The following is a 15,757-nucleotide window of genomic DNA, read 5'->3' on the forward strand; positions in this document are numbered from 1 at the left end:
GCGGGCGGTGCCTAGGGTGCCGCCATGGACGACGATCGCCTTCTCATCCGCCCCATGGCCCCCGCCGACTGCGAACGCGTGGCCGAGATCCGTGTGCGCGGCTGGCGGAGCGCCTACCAGGGTCTGGTTCCGCGGTCGTACCTCGACGCGATGAGCGGGCCGAGGGACGCCGAGCGGCATCGTGCCCGCTTCGCGCAGGGAGACGGCAGCGTCGTGAACCTCGTCGCGGAGTGGGACGGCGAGATCGCGGGCTGGGCTTGCCACGGGCCGTACCGGGACGGTGAAGTCCGCACCCACGACGCCGAGTTGTACGCCCTGTACGTGGACCCACGGCGGTACGGCACCGGCATCGGGCACGCCCTGTTGCTGGAGGCCCTGTGGAACCGCACGGCCCGCGGCCACGAGCGCATGTACCTGTGGGTCCTCCAAGGCAACGCTCGCGCCCGCCGCTTCTACGAACGGGCGGGCTTCGAGGCCGACGGCGCCGAGGACCCGTTCGAGGTGGACGGCGTCCCGGTTCCCGAAGTGCGGTACGTGCGCACGCTCAACGAGGCCCGGGAATCCCCGCCAGCGCCCGCACCGCTGCCTCCGCGAGGGCCGGGTGGGCCAGGGCCTCGTTGAGGACGCGTCTGGCTCGGGGGTCGCCGAGGGTGCCCAGGCCCTCCACGCAGGCGAGGGCCACTCGGCGGTAGGGGTCGTGGGGCCGCAGGCGTCGCTCCAGGGTGGTGATCAGTGCCGGGACCGCCTCGGGGGCGCCCAGTTCGACCAGGAGCCGGACCGGGTGCAGGGCGTAGGCGACGCGGAGCTCGTTGGTGGCGAGGGCGGCGGCCGCGCGGGCCGTGCGCGGGTCGCCGAGGCGGGCGAGGGCGTGGGCGGCGGAGGCACAGCGCTGGGGGTCGCGGTGGTTCAGGAGGAGGACGAGTGACTCGAAGGCCCGGCGGTCCCCGGCGAGGCCCAGCCGGAACGCGGCCAGCTCCCGGGCCCACAGCGGCTGCCCGGGCGCGGTGAGCACATCCGCCAGTTCGTCGGGGTCCTCGGTCGCGGCGAGGCGGTCGTACGCGGCCGACGCCCCGGACTCCTGCCGTAAGCGCTCCGTGAGTGATCGCAACTCTTCGTCCATGAAGGCGAGCGTAGAGGGGTCCACCGGCGATCGGGACCTACATCACAAACTCGGGGACTGGCGTGCTCGTTACCCACTGGTTAAGCTCATACGAGCGAGTTACCCACTCGCGAACTCCTTGCGGCGGCCTGGTGACGCAGCCGCCGCGAGAAGCAGTCGGTTCGGTACATCGAGTACCGCAGTACGACTCGGCCACGGGACAGGGCCGGTCGGTCATCACCGCTCCTCGGACGTGTGCACGTCCGCAGCGACGGCACCGGGCGTGTGCGCTCGCAGCCCGGCAACACCCGCATTTTCCACCGCATCCGGTGCGCTCCTGGTTCGGCTTCGACTGACGGTCGGGCCCTCTTCGGCGCACCCGGGCGCGCTTCCAGTCGTCACCCTCATTCCTGGAGTCCGCGATGGCCACTCCCCTGTCCGACACCCCTCTGTCCCCGCTCAAGACCGTTGCCGTCGTCGGCCTCGGCACCATGGGCACCGGTATCACCGAGGTCCTGGCCAAGGCCGGCCGCGAGGTCATCGGCATCGACATCAGCGAGGCCGCGGCCGCCAGGTCCGTCGCCGCGCTGGAGGCCTCGACCGCCCGTGCCGTGGAGCGCGGCAAGCTGACCGAACAGGACCGCGCGGACGCCCTCGCCCGCGTCCGCACCTTCACCGACCTCAGGGCCGCGGCCGACGCGGACCTGGTCATCGAGGTGGCTCCGGAGTCGTACGAGATCAAGCAGCAGATCTTCCGCGAGCTGGACGGGATCGTGCGCCCCGAGGCGATCCTGGCCACCGGCACCAACGCCCTCTCGGTCACGCGCCTGGCCGCCGACTCGGCCCGCCCCGAGCGCGTGCTCGGCCTGCACTTCTTCAACCCGGCGCCGGCGATGCGGCTGGTCGAGGTCGTCTCCTCGGTGCTGACCGCCCCCGCCGCGGTCGCCGCGGTCACCGACCTGGCCCTCGAACTGGGCAAGGAGCCCGTGGCGGTCGGCGACCGGCCCGGTTTCGTCGCCGACGGGCTGCTGTTCGGCTACCTCAACCAGGCCGCCGCGATGTACGAGGCGAAGTACGCCTCCCGCGAGGACATCGACGCCGCGATGCGGCTGGGCTGCGGCCTGCCGATGGGCCCGCTGGCGCTGCTCGACCTCATCGGCATCGACACGGCCCGCACGGTCCTGGAGGCCATGTACGCCGAGTCCCGCGACCGGCTGCACGCCCCCGCGCCCATCCTCAAGCAGCTCAGCGAGGCGGGCCTGACGGGCCGCAAGTCGGGCCGTGGCTTCTACACGTACGAGGCACCCGGCAGCGCCACGGTCGTGGCGGACTCCCTGACGCCCGCCTCCGCGGACACCGCGGCCGCCGGCCGTACGGTCCGCTCGGTCGGCGTCGCGGGCTCCGGCACCATGGCGTCCGGGATCGCCGAGGTCTTCGCCAAGGCCGGGTACGAGGTCGTGCTGGCCGCCCGCAGCGAGGAGAAGGCACAGACCGCGAAGGCCCGTATCGGCAAGTCCCTTTCTCGCTCTGTCGACAAGGGGCGGATGACCGCCGAGGCCGCCGCGCAGACCCTGGACCTGATCACTCCGGCGGGTTCCTACGACGCCTTCGCCGACGTCGATCTGGCCGTCGAGGCCGTCGCCGAGGACCTGGAGATCAAGCGGCAGCTCTTCGCGACGCTGGACAAGGTCTGCAAGCCGGGCGCGGTGCTCGCCACGACCACGTCGTCCCTGCCCGTCGTCGCCTGCGCCCGCGCCACCTCGCGTCCGCAGGACGTGATCGGCATGCACTTCTTCAACCCGGCGCCGGCGATGAAGCTGGTCGAGGTCGTCCGTACGGTGCTGACGGCCGACGACGTCCACGCGACGGTCCGCGAGGTCTGCGCGAAGATCAAGAAGCACGCCGTGGACTGCGGTGACCGTGCGGGCTTCATCGTCAACGCGCTGCTGTTCCCGTACCTGAACAACGCGATCAAGATGGTGCAGGAGCACTACGCGTCGCTCGACGACATCGACGCGGCGATGAAGCTGGGCGGCGGCTACCCGATGGGGCCGTTCGAGCTGCTGGACGTCGTCGGGCTCGATGTCTCCCTCGCGATCGAGAAGGTCCTGCACCGCGAGTTCCGGGACCCGGGCCTCGCTCCGGCGCCGCTGCTGGAGCACCTGGTGGCCGCGGGCTGCCTCGGCCGCAAGACCGGCCGCGGCTTCCGCGAATATGCCCGCCGCTGACGGCATCGGCGACTGGTTCAGAGGCGAGGGGGACTGGGGCGGGCTGCTGGACCCCGGCAGCCCTCCCCCGCCCTCCCGGACCGGCACTCCCCCGCCCGCCCGGGGCGGGGGAAACCCCGTACATGCGCAACAAGCTGCGCACATGCAGTACGTTCGGGTCATGTCCCAGCCCGCCAAGTCCTCACGTACACCAGCTACGCCCGATGCGCCGGAAAGTGCCGCAGGCAGTCGCGCGGCGGCCCAGCGGCTCAAGATGCGCCGCGAACTGGCGGCCGCGGCGATGGAGCTGTTCGCGACCAAGGGGTACGAGGCGACCACCGTCGACGAGATCGCGGCCGCGGCCGGGGTCGCCCGCCGCACGTTCTTCCGCCACTTCCGCTCCAAGGAAGAGGCGATCTTCCCGGACCACGACGACACCCTGATCCGCGCCGAGGCGGTGCTCAACGCCGCGCCGGCCCACGAGCATCCGCTCGACACGGTGTGCCGTGGCATCAAGGAAGTCATGCGGATGTACGCGGCCCGGCCGGAGATCTCGGTCGCCCGGTACAAGCTCACGCGCGAGGTGCCCACCCTGCGCGAGGCGGAGATCGCGTCGGTGGCCCGCTACGAGCGCCTCTTCACCCGCTACCTCCTCGGCCACTTCGACGAACACGCGCACGACGACGACGCCAACGACGACCCGCTGCTGGCGGAGGTCGCCGCGTCCGCGGTGGTCACCGCGCACAACCACGTCCTGCGGCGCTGGCTGCGCGCGGGTGGGCAGGGCGACGTGGAGGCGCAGCTCGACCATGCCTTCGCGATCGTGCGCAGGACGTTCGGGTCGGGGATCGGGGCGGGCCGGGAGACCGCGCCGCGCACGGCACCGGCCTCCATCGCCTCGGAGGGCGAGGTGCTGGTGGCGGTGGCCCGCACGGACGCCCCCCTCGACGAGGTGATGCGGACCATCGAGCAGGCGCTGAAGGAGCGGGCGTAGCACGCGACAGCAGGTCGGGGGGCACCGCGGGGGAACCATTTCGCGGGTCCGTCCGTCATCCATGACGAAGCCGGATCTTCACCGTGCGTGATGCGTGACGGAAGTGGGGGGCCATGCAGACCGACGACCCGACCAAGCTGGAAGCCACGCTGGCCGACGGGCGGCGCATGACCCTGTCCCTCCCCGCGACGGACGCGAAGTGGGCCACCGACGGCATCCAGGGCCTGCGCCCCGTCCCGCCGACGCACACGGGCCGCGGGGAGGAGCCTCCCGCCCTCCCCGAAGAGCCCGCCCTGCCCCTGCAGGTGGCCCTGCTCGGCCTGGGGGCCTGAGAGCCGGCCACATCTTTCCGAAACTCCCGGCGTCGCTTGACTGACGTGCGACGCCGGGCAACACCGCGCCCCTGGCACTGCATGCCGACCCGCTTCAAGCCTGGTGGGGCATGTCACGTCTGTCTCGGTCTCCGGCTCCCTCCCCTGCCACCGCCCCATTGCGCCCGATTAGCCCCTACTCACGGGTAGCTTTGATCGATCATCGCTCATTTGTTACGTAAAGATTTCATCTGAGGGCAAGTTCTGGCACTCGGTGCCTTGCCAGGTGACACGCCGTGCCATACGTTGAAAGTGTCCGGGCGGCCGGCGTGCAGAGACCTTTCGTACGCCGGCTGTCCCCGCAAGCCTCTCCCGGGGCCTGCGCGCCCGGCGCCTGCGTCACAGGCAACCTCCCGCGCCACAAAGCGCTGCCGAAGCACCACCCCGCCGAACCGACGGCACTCCTCATCAACCCTCAGCAGCACCGACGTAACCCTCAGCACCCCTCCCTCAGGGTGCGCATCGCCGGAGGCAACACCGTGACCGTGAAGGACATCCTGGACGCGATCCAGTCGAAGGACGCCACGTCCGCCGACTTCGCCGCCATCCCGCTGCCCGAGTCGTACCGCGCGATCACCGTGCACAAGGACGAGACGGAGATGTTCGCGGGCATGACGACCCGCGAGAAGGACCCGCGCAAGTCGATCCACCTGGACGAGGTCCCGCTCCCCGAGCTCGGCCCGGGCGAAGCCCTGGTGGCCGTCATGGCCTCCTCGGTCAACTACAACTCGGTGTGGACGTCGATCTTCGAGCCCCTGTCCACCTTCGGGTTCCTGGAGCGCTACGGCCGCACCAGCGAGCTGGCCAAGCGCCACGACCTGCCGTACCACATCATCGGCTCCGACCTCGCGGGCGTCGTCCTGCGCACCGGCCCCGGCGTCAACGCCTGGCAGCCCGGTGACGAGGTCGTCGCGCACTGTCTGTCCGTCGAGCTGGAGTCCTCCGACGGCCACAACGACACGATGCTCGACCCCGAGCAGCGCATCTGGGGCTTCGAGACCAACTTCGGCGGCCTCGCCGAGATCGCGCTCGTCAAGTCCAACCAGCTGATGCCGAAGCCGGGCCACCTCAGCTGGGAGGAGGCCGCCGCTCCCGGTCTGGTCAACTCCACCGCGTACCGCCAGCTGGTCTCCCGCAACGGCGCCGGCATGAAGCAGGGCGACAACGTCCTGATCTGGGGCGCGAGCGGCGGACTCGGCAGCTACGCCACGCAGTTCGCGCTGGCCGGTGGCGCCAACCCCATCTGTGTCGTGTCCTCGCCGCAGAAGGCGGAGATCTGCCGCTCGATGGGCGCCGAGGCGATCATCGACCGCAACGCCGAGGGCTACAAGTTCTGGAAGGACGAGAACACCCAGGACCCGAAGGAGTGGAAGCGCTTCGGCAAGCGCATCCGCGAACTCACCGGCGGCGAGGACATCGACATCGTCTTCGAGCACCCCGGCCGCGAGACCTTCGGCGCGAGCGTCTTCGTCACGCGCAAGGGCGGCACCATCACCACCTGCGCCTCGACCTCGGGCTACATGCACGAGTACGACAACCGCTACCTGTGGATGTCCCTGAAGCGGATCATCGGCTCGCACTTCGCCAACTACCGCGAGGCCTGGGAGGCCAACCGGCTCATCGCGAAGGGCAAGATCCACCCGACCCTGTCGAAGGTCTACTCCCTGGAGGAGACCGGCCAGGCCGCGTTCGACGTGCACCGCAACCTCCACCAGGGCAAGGTCGGCGTCCTGTGCATGGCGCCCGAGGAGGGCCTGGGCGTGCGCGACGAGGAGATGCGCGCCAAGCACATCGACGCCATCAACCGCTTCCGCAACATCTGAGAGCAGTCGAGGTCATAGATGACTGAGCGTCAGCCTGCCGAAGGCAAGCGGGAGAAGGACCGGCCGTGGCTCATGCGGACCTATGCCGGTCACTCCACGGCCGAGGCGTCCAACGAGCTGTACCGGCGCAACCTCGCCAAGGGCCAGACCGGCCTGTCGGTCGCGTTCGACCTTCCGACGCAGACCGGATACGACTCCGACCACATCCTCGCCCGGGGCGAGGTCGGCCGGGTCGGCGTGCCGGTCGCGCACCTCGGTGACATGCGCCGGCTGTTCCAGGACATCCCCCTGGAGCAGATGAACACCTCGATGACGATCAACGCCACCGCCATGTGGTTGCTGGCGCTCTACCAGGTCGTCGCCGAGGAGCAGGGCGCGGACATCACCAAACTCCAGGGCACGACCCAGAACGACATCGTCAAGGAGTACCTGTCGCGGGGGACCCATGTCTTCCCGCCGGGGCCCTCACTCCGGCTGACGACGGACATGATCGCGTACACGGTCTCCCACATACCGAAGTGGAATCCGATCAACATCTGCAGCTACCACCTGCAGGAGGCGGGCGCCACGCCGGTCCAGGAGATCGCGTACGCGATGTCCACCGCGATCGCGGTTCTCGATGCCGTACGCGATTCAGGGCAGGTCCCCGCCGAGAAGTTCGGGGACGTCGTGGCCCGTATCTCCTTCTTCGTGAACGCGGGCGTCCGCTTCATCGAGGAGATGTGCAAGATGCGGGCGTTCGGGCGGATCTGGGACAAGATCACGCGCGAGCGGTACGGCATCGAGAACCCCAAGCAGCGCCGCTTCCGGTACGGCGTCCAGGTCAACTCCCTCGGTCTGACCGAGGCGCAGCCGGAGAACAACGTCCAGCGGATCGTGCTGGAGATGCTGGCCGTGACGCTGTCGAAGGACGCACGCGCGCGTGCCGTGCAGCTGCCCGCCTGGAACGAGGCGCTGGGCCTGCCCCGCCCCTGGGACCAGCAGTGGTCGCTGCGCATCCAGCAGGTGCTGGCGCACGAGAGCGACCTGCTGGAGTACGAGGACATCTTCGAGGGCTCGCACGTCATCGAGGCGAAGGTGAGCAAGCTCGTCGAGGACTCCCTCGCGGAGATCGAGCGGATCCAGGAGATGGGCGGCGCGATGGCCGCCGTCGAGTCGGGCTACCTCAAGTCGCAGCTCGTCTCCTCGCACGCCGAGCGCCGCGCTCGTATTGAGTCCGGGCAGGAGAAGATCGTCGGCGTCAACATCTTCGAGACGACCGAGCCCAATCCGCTCACCGCCGATCTCGATACAGCCATCCAGACAGTCGATCCAGCTGTCGAGGCCCGAGTCATCGCATCGCTGCAGAACTGGCGCGACACCCGCTACCAGCCGCCCTTCAACCAGTGCAAGGCGCTGGAGAAGCTGAAGGAAGCCGCCAAGGGCACAGCCAACCTCATGGAGGCCACCCTGGAGTGCGCCCGCGCGGGTGTCACGACCGGCGAGTGGGCGGGAGCCCTGCGGGAGGTGTTCGGCGAGTTCCGGGCGCCGACTGGCGTGTCGTCGGCGCCGGTGGCGGTCCCGGCGGAGGAGGGTTCGGCCATGTCCGAGGTCCGCCGCAAGGTCGACCTGACGGCGAAGGACCTCGGCGTCGGCAAGCTCCGCTTCCTGGTCGGCAAGCCCGGTCTGGACGGGCACTCCAACGGCGCCGAGCAGATCGCCGTGCGCGCGCGTGACGCCGGCTTCGAGGTGGTCTACCAGGGCATCCGTCTGACGCCCGAGCAGATCGTGGACGCGGCCCTCGCCGAGGACGTGCACGCGGTGGGCCTGTCCATCCTGTCCGGCTCGCACGCCCAGCTGGTGCCGGACGTGCTGGAACGGCTCCGTGTGGCCGGTGCCACAGATATACCGGTGATCGCCGGTGGCATCATCCCGAATGGTGACGCCGAGCAGCTCAGGGCCGCCGGAGTGGCCGCCGTCTTCACCCCGAAGGACTTCGACATCACCGGAATCATCGGCCGCATCGTCGACGAGATCCGGAAAGCGAACAAGCTCGACCCCCTGGAGGTCCCCGCATGACCACGCCCGCCCCGCAGGTCAACCGCCTTCGCCCGCGGCGCTCCTGCCTCGCCGTGCCGGGAAGCAACCCGCGCTTCCTGGAGAAGGCCCAGGGCCTCCCCGCCGACCAGGTCTTCCTCGACCTGGAGGACGCCTGCGCCCCGCTCGCCAAGCCCGAGGCGCGGCACACCATCGTCAAGTTCCTCAACGAGGGCGACTGGACGGGCAAGACGCGGGTCGTGCGCGTCAACGACTGGACGACCGAGTGGACGTACCGCGATGTCGTGACCGTCGTCGAGGGCGCCGGCCAGAACCTCGACTGCATCATGCTGCCGAAGGTGCAGACCGCCCAGCAGGTCGTCGCCCTCGACCTCCTGCTGACGCAGATCGAGAAGACCATGGGCTTCGAGGTCGGCAAGATCGGCATCGAGGCGCAGATCGAGAACGCCCAGGGCCTGAACAACGTCAACGAGATCGCGACGGCGTCCCAGCGCGTCGAGACGATCATCTTCGGCCCGGCCGACTTCATGGCGTCGATCAACATGAAGTCGCTGGTCGTGGGTGAGCAGCCGCCCGGCTACCCGGCGGACGCCTACCACTACATCCTGATGAAGATCCTGATGGCCGCCCGCGCCAACAACCTCCAGGCGATCGACGGCCCCTACCTGCAGATCCGCAACATCGACGGCTACCGCGAGGTCGCCCAGCGCGCCGCCGCGCTCGGCTTCGACGGCAAGTGGGTGCTCCACCCGGGCCAGGTCGAGGCGTCCAACGAGATCTTCTCGCCCTCGCAGGAGGACTACGACCACGCCGAGCTGATCCTGGACGCGTACGACTACTACACGTCCGAGGCGGGCGGCAAGAAGGGCTCCGCGATGCTCGGCGACGAGATGATCGACGAGGCCAGCCGCAAGATGGCGCTCGTCATCTCCGGCAAGGGCCGCGCCGCCGGCATGCAGCGCACCAGCAAGTTCGAGATCCCGGAGGCCTGAGCGCGATGCAGTTCGGACGCACCTACGAGGAGTTCGAGGTCGGGGCGACGTACAAGCACTGGCCGGGCAAGACGGTCACGGAGTACGACGACCACCTGTTCTGTCTCCTCACCATGAACCACCACCCGCTCCACATGGACACCAACTATGCGGAGAAGACGACGGACTTCGGCAAGAACGTCGTCGTGGGGAACTACATCTACTCCCTGCTGCTCGGCATGAGCGTGCCGGACATCTCCGGCAAGGCGATCGCCAACCTGGAGATCGAGTCGCTCAAGCACGTGGCGCCGACCTTCCACGGCGACACGATCTACGGCGAGACGACCGTGCTCGACAAGTGGCCGTCCAAGTCGAAGAACGACCGCGGCATCGTCTACGTCGAGACCAAGGGCTACAAGCAGGACGGCACGCTGGTCTGCGTGTTCCGCCGCAAGGTCATGGTGCCCACCGAGACCTACATCAAGGAGCGCGGCGGCGAGCAGCCCGGCCGCCCCGAGTTGAAGCAGCAGGAGAAGTAATGGCGCGCCTCGCCCAGACCGCCGGTCTGACGGACATCCAGCAGGAGATCCTCTCCACCGTCCGCGACTTCGTGGACAAGGAGATCATCCCGGTCGCGACCGAGCTGGAGCACCGCGACGAGTACCCGCAGCAGATCGTCGACGGCCTCAAGGAACTGGGCCTCTTCGGCCTGATGATCCCCGAGGAGTACGGCGGTCTGGGCGAGTCCCTCCTCACGTACGCCCTCTGCGTGGAGGAGATCGCCCGCGGCTGGATGTCGGTCTCCGGCATCATCAACACGCACTTCATCGTGGCGTACATGCTCAAGCAGCACGGCACACAGGAGCAGAAGGACCACTTCCTGCCCCGCATGGCGGCCGGCGACATCCGCGGCGCCTTCTCGATGTCGGAGCCGGGCCTCGGCTCCGATGTGTCAGCCATCACGTCGAAGGCGGTGAAGGACGGCGACGAGTACGTCCTGAACGGTCAGAAGATGTGGCTGACGAACGGCGGGACGTCCTCTCTGGTCGCCGTTCTCGTCCGAAGTGACGAAGGACACCCCGAGGGCACCGCGCCCCACAAGTCGATGACGACCTTCCTCGTCGAGAAGGAGCCCGGCTTCGGCGAGGTCCGCCCCGGCCTCACCATCCCCGGGAAGATCGACAAGATGGGCTACAAGGGCGTCGACACGACCGAGCTCATCATGGACGGCCTGCGCATTCCGGCCAATCGCGTGCTCGGCGGCGTCACCGGCCGAGGTTTTTACCAGATGATGGACGGCGTCGAGGTCGGGCGCGTCAATGTGGCGGCGCGTGGCTGTGGTGTCGCTCAGCGTGCCTTCGAACTCGGTGTCCAGTACGCCCAGCAGCGTCACACCTTCGGTAAGCCGATCGCCCAGCACCAGGCCATCCAGTTCAAGCTGGCCGAGATGGCTACCAAGGTCGAGGCCGCGCATGCCATGATGGTGAACGCGGCACGCAAAAAGGACTCCGGGGAACGAAACGACCTTGAGGCCGGTATGGCGAAGTACCTCGCCTCCGAGTACTGCAAGGAGGTCGTGGAGGACGCCTTCCGGATCCACGGCGGCTACGGCTTCTCCAAGGAGTACGAGATCGAGCGCCTCTACCGTGAGGCTCCGATGCTGCTGATCGGTGAAGGTACTGCCGAGATCCAAAAAATGATCATCGGTCGCAGGCTGCTCGAAGAGTATCGATTCCAGGGCTGATTGTCCGGTTACGGGGTGTTTTCTTGGAGAAGAAGATCACACCCCGTCAACACTCTTCGGTAGCCGACTCGGCTTCCTGGCTTGCCCAGTTGTGGCCCGCGACCGGTACGATCCCGGGAAAGCCGCCGTCCCCTGATACCGCGCGGCATCATCCGCTACGAAGGTCATCCATGCCCCACAGCCAAACCTCTGCACCACGCGACAGCCAGGTCGGCGGCGTACGCCTCGCGCGCGGAGCATCGCCGTGGCTTCTCCCGACCGTCGCCACCGCAGCCGTCAGCCTCCTGCGCGCACGCCGCTCCGGTGTCGCCAAGGCCGTCGCCGTGCCCGCCACCGCTCTCGCGGCGGGCATGCTGTGGTTCTTCCGCGACCCCGAGCGCGAGATCGCCCAGGGCCGGGTCATCTCGCCCGCCGACGGTGTGGTGCAGAGCATCATGCCGTGGAAGGACGGCCGCACCCGCGTCGCGATCTTCATGAGCCCGCTCAACGTCCACGTCAACCGTGCGCCGCTCTCCGGCACGGTCACCTCCGTGGAGCACATCCCGGGCGGGTTCGTTCCGGCGTTCAACAAGGAGAGCGAGAACAACGAGCGCGTCGTCTGGCACTTCGACACCGAGCTCGGTGACATCGAGATGATCCAGATCGCCGGCGCGGTGGCCCGCCGCATCGTCCCCTACATCCCGCAGGGCACGAAGGTCGAGCAGGGCGACCGTATCGGTCTGATTCGCTTCGGCTCGCGTGTCGACATCTACCTGCCCGAGGGCGTGGAGGTCGCGGTCGAGGTGGGACAGAAGACCGTGGCTGGGGTGACTCGCATTGACCGTGATTGATCCTGAGACCCAGCCCGGCTGGGTGCCCGAGGCCGACGAGGTCGACGAAGAGGAGGAGATGCCGCTGTCTCTCCGCCTCTCGATAGCGGACACGCTCACCCTCGGCAACGCCACGTGCGGCTTCATGGCGGTGTACTTCACCACCACCGGCATCCTGATCCCGCACCTCACCGGCAGCGAGGAGACCGGCATGGCCCGCCACAGCGCGGCCACCGCGGTCATCCTGATGCTGTGCGCGGCGGTCTTCGACCTGTTCGACGGCCTGGTCGCGAGGAAGCTGCGCTCCTCGCCGATGGGCGCGGAGCTGGACAACCTCTCGGACCTGATCAGCTTCGGCCTGGCGCCGGCGTACTTCGTCCTGGTCTACGGCATGGTCGCCAACGACGCGCATCAGCGGGTGGCGGCGGTGGGGGCAATCGTGGTGCTCCTGGCCGTCGTACTGCGACTGGCGAGATTCTCATGCGTGACGGTCCCGAACGGCATGTTCCAGGGCATGCCCTCGCCGTTCGGGGCGCTGACGGTGGTCTCGATCGTGCTCCTGGAGCTGCCCTTCGTCGCGACGCTGCTGGCGATCCTGGGTACGGCCTGGCTGATGGTGAGCCGCGTCGAGTACCCGAAGCCGCGGGGCCGGCTCGCCGTGGCGATGCTGTCCTGGATCGTCGTGTCCATGGGCCTGCTGGCTGCCTGGGCCTTCGACGCCCCCAGCGGCCAGCTGCTCCTCCAGACCGGCTGCGCGCTGCAGCTGGTGATGGGCGCGGTGATCCCGCTGTTCGCCACGGCCCGCCGGGTGAACAACTTCCGCGACAACCGGCGCGAGGCGCGGGCGGCGCAGTTGCCGTAGCGGTTCTACGACGGTGAAGGGGCCCCGAGCTGATTGGCTCGGGGCCCCTTCGGCGTTGTCGGTGTCACGGGCGCCGTGGCGTTTTCTCGCCCCGCCGCCCCTACCCATTCCCATCCTCCAGGGGCGCTGCCCCTTCGACCCCGCCAGGGGGCTCCGCCCCCTGGACCCCGCTCCTCAAACGCCGGAGAGGCTGACTTACCAGCCCGTCCGGCGTTTGAGGACAAGGCCCCTTCAGGGCCGAAGCGGGGGTCTGGGGGCGGCAGCCCCCAGAGATGGGACGGGTAGGGGCGGCGGGGGCGAGAAAAGCCGGCCTCAGACCAGGAAGTCCCGCGCGATCCGCTCCGCCACCCGCTCCAGAATCGGCCCGGCGTCCGCGATGCACTTCGCCACGTCCGGCTCGACCTCCGTCAGCGGGTAGGCCCGGCGGATCCCGGCCCGGCCCAGCGCCTCCGGCTGAAGCGCGAGGCGGCCGCAGACCGCGACCACCTCCTTGCCGGCCGCGCGGGCGGCGGCTGCCACCCCCGCCGGAGCCTTGCCGTGGAGGGTCTGCTCGTCCAGGGAGCCCTCGCCGGTGATGACGAGATCGGCGCGCTCCAGGGCGGGCGCGAAGCCCAGGACGTCGAGCATGACCTCGATGCCGGGGCGGAAGCGGGCGCCGAGGAGGAGGGCGCCGTAGCCGATTCCGCCCGCGGCGCCGGCGCCGGGTGCGGCGGCGTGCTCGGCGGCCTGGGGGCCCACGGCCTTCTCCAGCACCTTCGCGTAGTGCCCCAGGGCCTTGTCCAGCGTCTCCACGTCGTCCGGCGAGGCGCCCTTCTGCGGGCCGTACACCGCCGGCGCGCCCTTCGGGCCGGTCAGCGGGTTGTCGACGTCGCTCGCCAGGACCAGTTCGGCGGAGGCCAGGCGTGGGTCCAGGTCCGACAGATCCGCCGTGGCCAGGTCGCCCAGGCCGCCGCCGCCCGGAGCCACCGGCTCGCCGTCCGCGTCCAGGAAGCGTGCGCCCAGCGCGGTGAGCATTCCGGCGCCGCCGTCCGTCGTCGCACTGCCGCCGACACCGAAGACGATCGTGCGGGCACCCGCGTCGAGAGCGGCGCGCAGCAGCTCGCCGGAGCCGTACGTGGACGCCGTGAGCGGCGCGAAGACGCCCGCGGGCAGCCGCTGCAGGCCGCTCGCCTCCGCCATCTCCACGACCGCCGTGTCACCGCGCAGCGCGAACGCCGCCGTCACCTCGTCCCCGAGGGGCCCGGCGACCCGTACCTCCCGCCGCTCGAAGCCGGCCGCGACGGCCGCGTCCACGGTCCCGTCGCCGCCGTCGGCCACGGGCATGGCCTCGACGTCGAGGACCGGCACGACCCGGCGCAGACCGGCCGTCACCCGCTCGGCGACCTGCACGGCCGTGAGCGAGCCCTTGAACTTGTCCGCGGCGATGAGCACCCTTCGGGCACCGTTCACTGCAGCGTCCGCCACCTTGTCTTCCCCTTGCTTCCGGGCCCCGCACAGGTCGGGGCCAGTCGCGCCGCTGCGACCTTAACCGGAGGACACCCCTGCCGTCATGCGCTGACCGGCCCCTGAGAACGCCGTACGCGCGCCCTACGAACGTCCTGCGCGCCCCCTGTGCAGACGGCCGAACCCCGCGCGGAAGCCCCCGGAATTGGGTAAACCGGTCCTATGACCCCTGTGGGCACTGAGCCAGAGCTCGCCGACCGCATTCTCGGGGGCTGGCTGGGCCGGATTGCGGGCAACATGCTCGGCAAACCGGTCGAGCAGGGCGACCTGTGGACGCGGGACCGTATCGACCGCTATCTGCGGCAGGCCGCCGCCCTGCCCCTCACCGACTATCTCCCCGAGCCGATCAGCGAGGACGACGGCTTCGAGCTGCGCCCCGAGTGGCGGCAGTGCGTGCGCGGCCGGATCCACGGCAGCTGCCGCGACGACGACGTCGACTACGCGATCCTCGGCCTCGACCTGCTGGAGACGCACGGCTTCGGCTTCAGTACCGAGCAGGTCGGGGACCTGTGGCTGCTGCGGCTGCCGTACCTGCAGACCTTCACGGCGGAACGGGCGGCGTACCGCAACCTCGCGAACGGTCTGAAACCGCCGCTCACCGCGACGTACGACAACCCGTACCAGGAGTGGATCGGCGCCCTCATCCGCGCCGACATCTACGGCTGGACCTGCCCGGGCGCCCCGCGCCGCGCCGCCTCCCTAGCCCGCCGGGACGCGGTGCTGTCGCACACCGGCAACGGCGTGTACGGCGCGATGTGGGCGGCGGCGCTGATCGCGGCGGCGTTCACCGCGTCCACGATCCGCGAGGCCGTCGACGAGGCCCTGGCGGTCATTCCGGCGAGCAGTCGCCTCGCCCGCACCGTACGCCGCGTGGTCTCGCTGCACGACACCCGGATGACCTGGGAGGACACGCTCACCACGGTCGCCGAGGAGACCGCCGGGCTCGGCTGGATCCACACCATCCCGAACGCCGCCGTGCTCACCGCGGGGCTCCTGTACGGCGACGGCGACTTCACCCGCAGCATCACGCTCACCGTGCGCGGCGGCCTGGACACCGACTCCAACGGGGCGACCGCCGGTTCGGTCGCGGGGGTGCTGACGGGGGCGGCGGCGATCCCGGACCAGTGGACCGAGCCGCTGGAGGACACGGTGCGCAGCGCGGTGTTCGGGTTCGACGGGATGCGGATCAGCGAGCTGGCGGAGCGGACCGTGCGGCTGGCGGAGGCAGCGACGCAGGCGGAGGCGGAAGGTCGGTCGGCGGAAGGTCGGGCGGCGGTGCGCCGGGGGGACGCCTCTCTGCGCGGGGCGTGAGCGCGAGGCGCGGCCGTGCGGGCTGG

The 15,757-nt window shown here is 69.8% G+C and carries 14 protein-coding genes; 12 read left to right on the forward strand and 2 right to left on the reverse strand.

The genetic code is table 11. From position 1 onward, the window contains the following. Window positions 1-24 precede the first annotated feature (24 nt). Entirely contained in the window at window positions 25-621 is a 597-nt protein-coding gene (locus ACIBU0_RS25260) for a GNAT family N-acetyltransferase (RefSeq protein ID WP_398822082.1), read from the forward strand. Here the strand turns inward: ACIBU0_RS25260 and ACIBU0_RS25265 are convergent. Beyond that, window positions 545-1,120, reverse strand: coding sequence for an adenylosuccinate lyase (locus tag ACIBU0_RS25265; protein ID WP_398822085.1), 576 nt, complete (start codon window positions 1,118-1,120; stop codon window positions 545-547). The two genes, ACIBU0_RS25260 and ACIBU0_RS25265, sit on opposite strands and share 77 nt — an antisense overlap. Before the next feature lie 401 nt (window positions 1,121-1,521). Between ACIBU0_RS25265 and ACIBU0_RS25270 the strand changes: the two genes are divergently transcribed. The 10 genes from ACIBU0_RS25270 to pssA all read left to right on the forward strand — a co-directional run bounded on the left by ACIBU0_RS25270 (window position 1,522) and on the right by pssA (window position 12,917). Further along, the gene (locus tag ACIBU0_RS25270; protein WP_398822088.1) at window positions 1,522-3,327 is read left to right on the forward strand and encodes a 3-hydroxyacyl-CoA dehydrogenase family protein; all 1,806 of its coding nucleotides are present in this window, start codon (window positions 1,522-1,524) and stop codon (window positions 3,325-3,327) included. A gap of 160 nt (window positions 3,328-3,487) precedes the next feature. Beyond that, window positions 3,488-4,300 (forward strand): TetR family transcriptional regulator, encoded by an 813-nt coding sequence (locus ACIBU0_RS25275; RefSeq protein ID WP_398822091.1) that lies wholly within the window; start codon window positions 3,488-3,490, stop codon window positions 4,298-4,300. Window positions 4,301-4,413: 113 nt separating this feature from the next. After that, window positions 4,414-4,632, forward strand: a complete 219-nt coding sequence (locus tag ACIBU0_RS25280; RefSeq protein ID WP_398822094.1) for a hypothetical protein — start codon at window positions 4,414-4,416, stop codon at window positions 4,630-4,632. Between the two features lie 524 nt (window positions 4,633-5,156). Continuing rightward, entirely contained in the window at window positions 5,157-6,494 is a 1,338-nt protein-coding gene (gene ccrA / locus ACIBU0_RS25285; RefSeq protein WP_398822771.1) for a crotonyl-CoA carboxylase/reductase, read from the forward strand. An 18-nt stretch (window positions 6,495-6,512) separates the two neighbouring features. Beyond that, window positions 6,513-8,552, forward strand: a complete 2,040-nt coding sequence (locus ACIBU0_RS25290) for a protein meaA (protein WP_398822097.1) — start codon at window positions 6,513-6,515, stop codon at window positions 8,550-8,552. Continuing rightward, the gene (locus ACIBU0_RS25295) at window positions 8,549-9,523 is read left to right on the forward strand and encodes a CoA ester lyase (RefSeq protein WP_128434209.1); all 975 of its coding nucleotides are present in this window, start codon (window positions 8,549-8,551) and stop codon (window positions 9,521-9,523) included. The genes ACIBU0_RS25290 and ACIBU0_RS25295 overlap by 4 nt, the downstream gene beginning before the upstream one ends. A gap of 5 nt (window positions 9,524-9,528) precedes the next feature. Next, complete coding sequence (locus tag ACIBU0_RS25300; RefSeq protein ID WP_019757884.1) at window positions 9,529-10,041, forward strand: MaoC family dehydratase; 513 nt, start codon at window positions 9,529-9,531, stop codon at window positions 10,039-10,041. Next, window positions 10,041-11,246, forward strand: a complete 1,206-nt coding sequence (locus tag ACIBU0_RS25305; protein ID WP_398822101.1) for an acyl-CoA dehydrogenase family protein — start codon at window positions 10,041-10,043, stop codon at window positions 11,244-11,246. Before ACIBU0_RS25300 ends, ACIBU0_RS25305 begins: the two co-directional genes overlap by 1 nt. 170 nt (window positions 11,247-11,416) lie before the next feature. Beyond that, entirely contained in the window at window positions 11,417-12,076 is a 660-nt protein-coding gene (locus ACIBU0_RS25310) for a phosphatidylserine decarboxylase (protein WP_003996602.1), read from the forward strand. 22 nt (window positions 12,077-12,098) lie between these two features. Then, window positions 12,099-12,917: a CDP-diacylglycerol--serine O-phosphatidyltransferase gene (pssA, locus tag ACIBU0_RS25315; RefSeq protein ID WP_398822774.1), complete on the forward strand. Its 819-nt coding sequence runs from the start codon at window positions 12,099-12,101 to the stop codon at window positions 12,915-12,917. 312 nt (window positions 12,918-13,229) lie between these two features. Here pssA and ACIBU0_RS25320 read toward each other — a convergent pair whose 3' ends face one another. Beyond that, on the reverse strand, window positions 13,230-14,348 hold the full coding sequence (locus tag ACIBU0_RS25320; RefSeq protein WP_398822776.1) for a glycerate kinase: 1,119 nt from the start codon (window positions 14,346-14,348) through the stop codon (window positions 13,230-13,232). 234 nt (window positions 14,349-14,582) lie between these two features. Between ACIBU0_RS25320 and ACIBU0_RS25325 the strand changes: the two genes are divergently transcribed. Further along, window positions 14,583-15,731 (forward strand): ADP-ribosylglycohydrolase family protein, encoded by a 1,149-nt coding sequence (locus ACIBU0_RS25325; RefSeq protein ID WP_398822106.1) that lies wholly within the window; start codon window positions 14,583-14,585, stop codon window positions 15,729-15,731. Window positions 15,732-15,757 lie beyond the last annotated feature (26 nt).

This window comes from Streptomyces sp. NPDC049627 (genome assembly GCF_044465645.1).
GTDB lineage: Bacteria > Actinomycetota > Actinomycetes > Streptomycetales > Streptomycetaceae > Streptomyces.

Excerpts from the sequence above, each read along its gene's own strand:
- ACIBU0_RS25260 (WP_398822082.1), top strand. The coding sequence starts at position 25 with ATGGACGACGATCGCCTTCTCATCCGCCCCATGGCCCCCGCCGACTGC.
- ACIBU0_RS25265 (WP_398822085.1), bottom strand. The coding sequence starts at position 1,120 with ATGGACGAAGAGTTGCGATCACTCACGGAGCGCTTACGGCAGGAGTCC.
- ACIBU0_RS25270 (WP_398822088.1), top strand. The coding sequence starts at position 1,522 with ATGGCCACTCCCCTGTCCGACACCCCTCTGTCCCCGCTCAAGACCGTT.
- ACIBU0_RS25275 (WP_398822091.1), top strand. The coding sequence starts at position 3,488 with ATGTCCCAGCCCGCCAAGTCCTCACGTACACCAGCTACGCCCGATGCG.
- ACIBU0_RS25280 (WP_398822094.1), top strand. The coding sequence starts at position 4,414 with ATGCAGACCGACGACCCGACCAAGCTGGAAGCCACGCTGGCCGACGGG.
- ACIBU0_RS25290 (WP_398822097.1), top strand. The coding sequence starts at position 6,513 with ATGACTGAGCGTCAGCCTGCCGAAGGCAAGCGGGAGAAGGACCGGCCG.
- ACIBU0_RS25295 (WP_128434209.1), top strand. The coding sequence starts at position 8,549 with ATGACCACGCCCGCCCCGCAGGTCAACCGCCTTCGCCCGCGGCGCTCC.
- ACIBU0_RS25300 (WP_019757884.1), top strand. The coding sequence starts at position 9,529 with ATGCAGTTCGGACGCACCTACGAGGAGTTCGAGGTCGGGGCGACGTAC.
- ACIBU0_RS25305 (WP_398822101.1), top strand. The coding sequence starts at position 10,041 with ATGGCGCGCCTCGCCCAGACCGCCGGTCTGACGGACATCCAGCAGGAG.
- ACIBU0_RS25310 (WP_003996602.1), top strand. The coding sequence starts at position 11,417 with ATGCCCCACAGCCAAACCTCTGCACCACGCGACAGCCAGGTCGGCGGC.
- ACIBU0_RS25325 (WP_398822106.1), top strand. The coding sequence starts at position 14,583 with ATGACCCCTGTGGGCACTGAGCCAGAGCTCGCCGACCGCATTCTCGGG.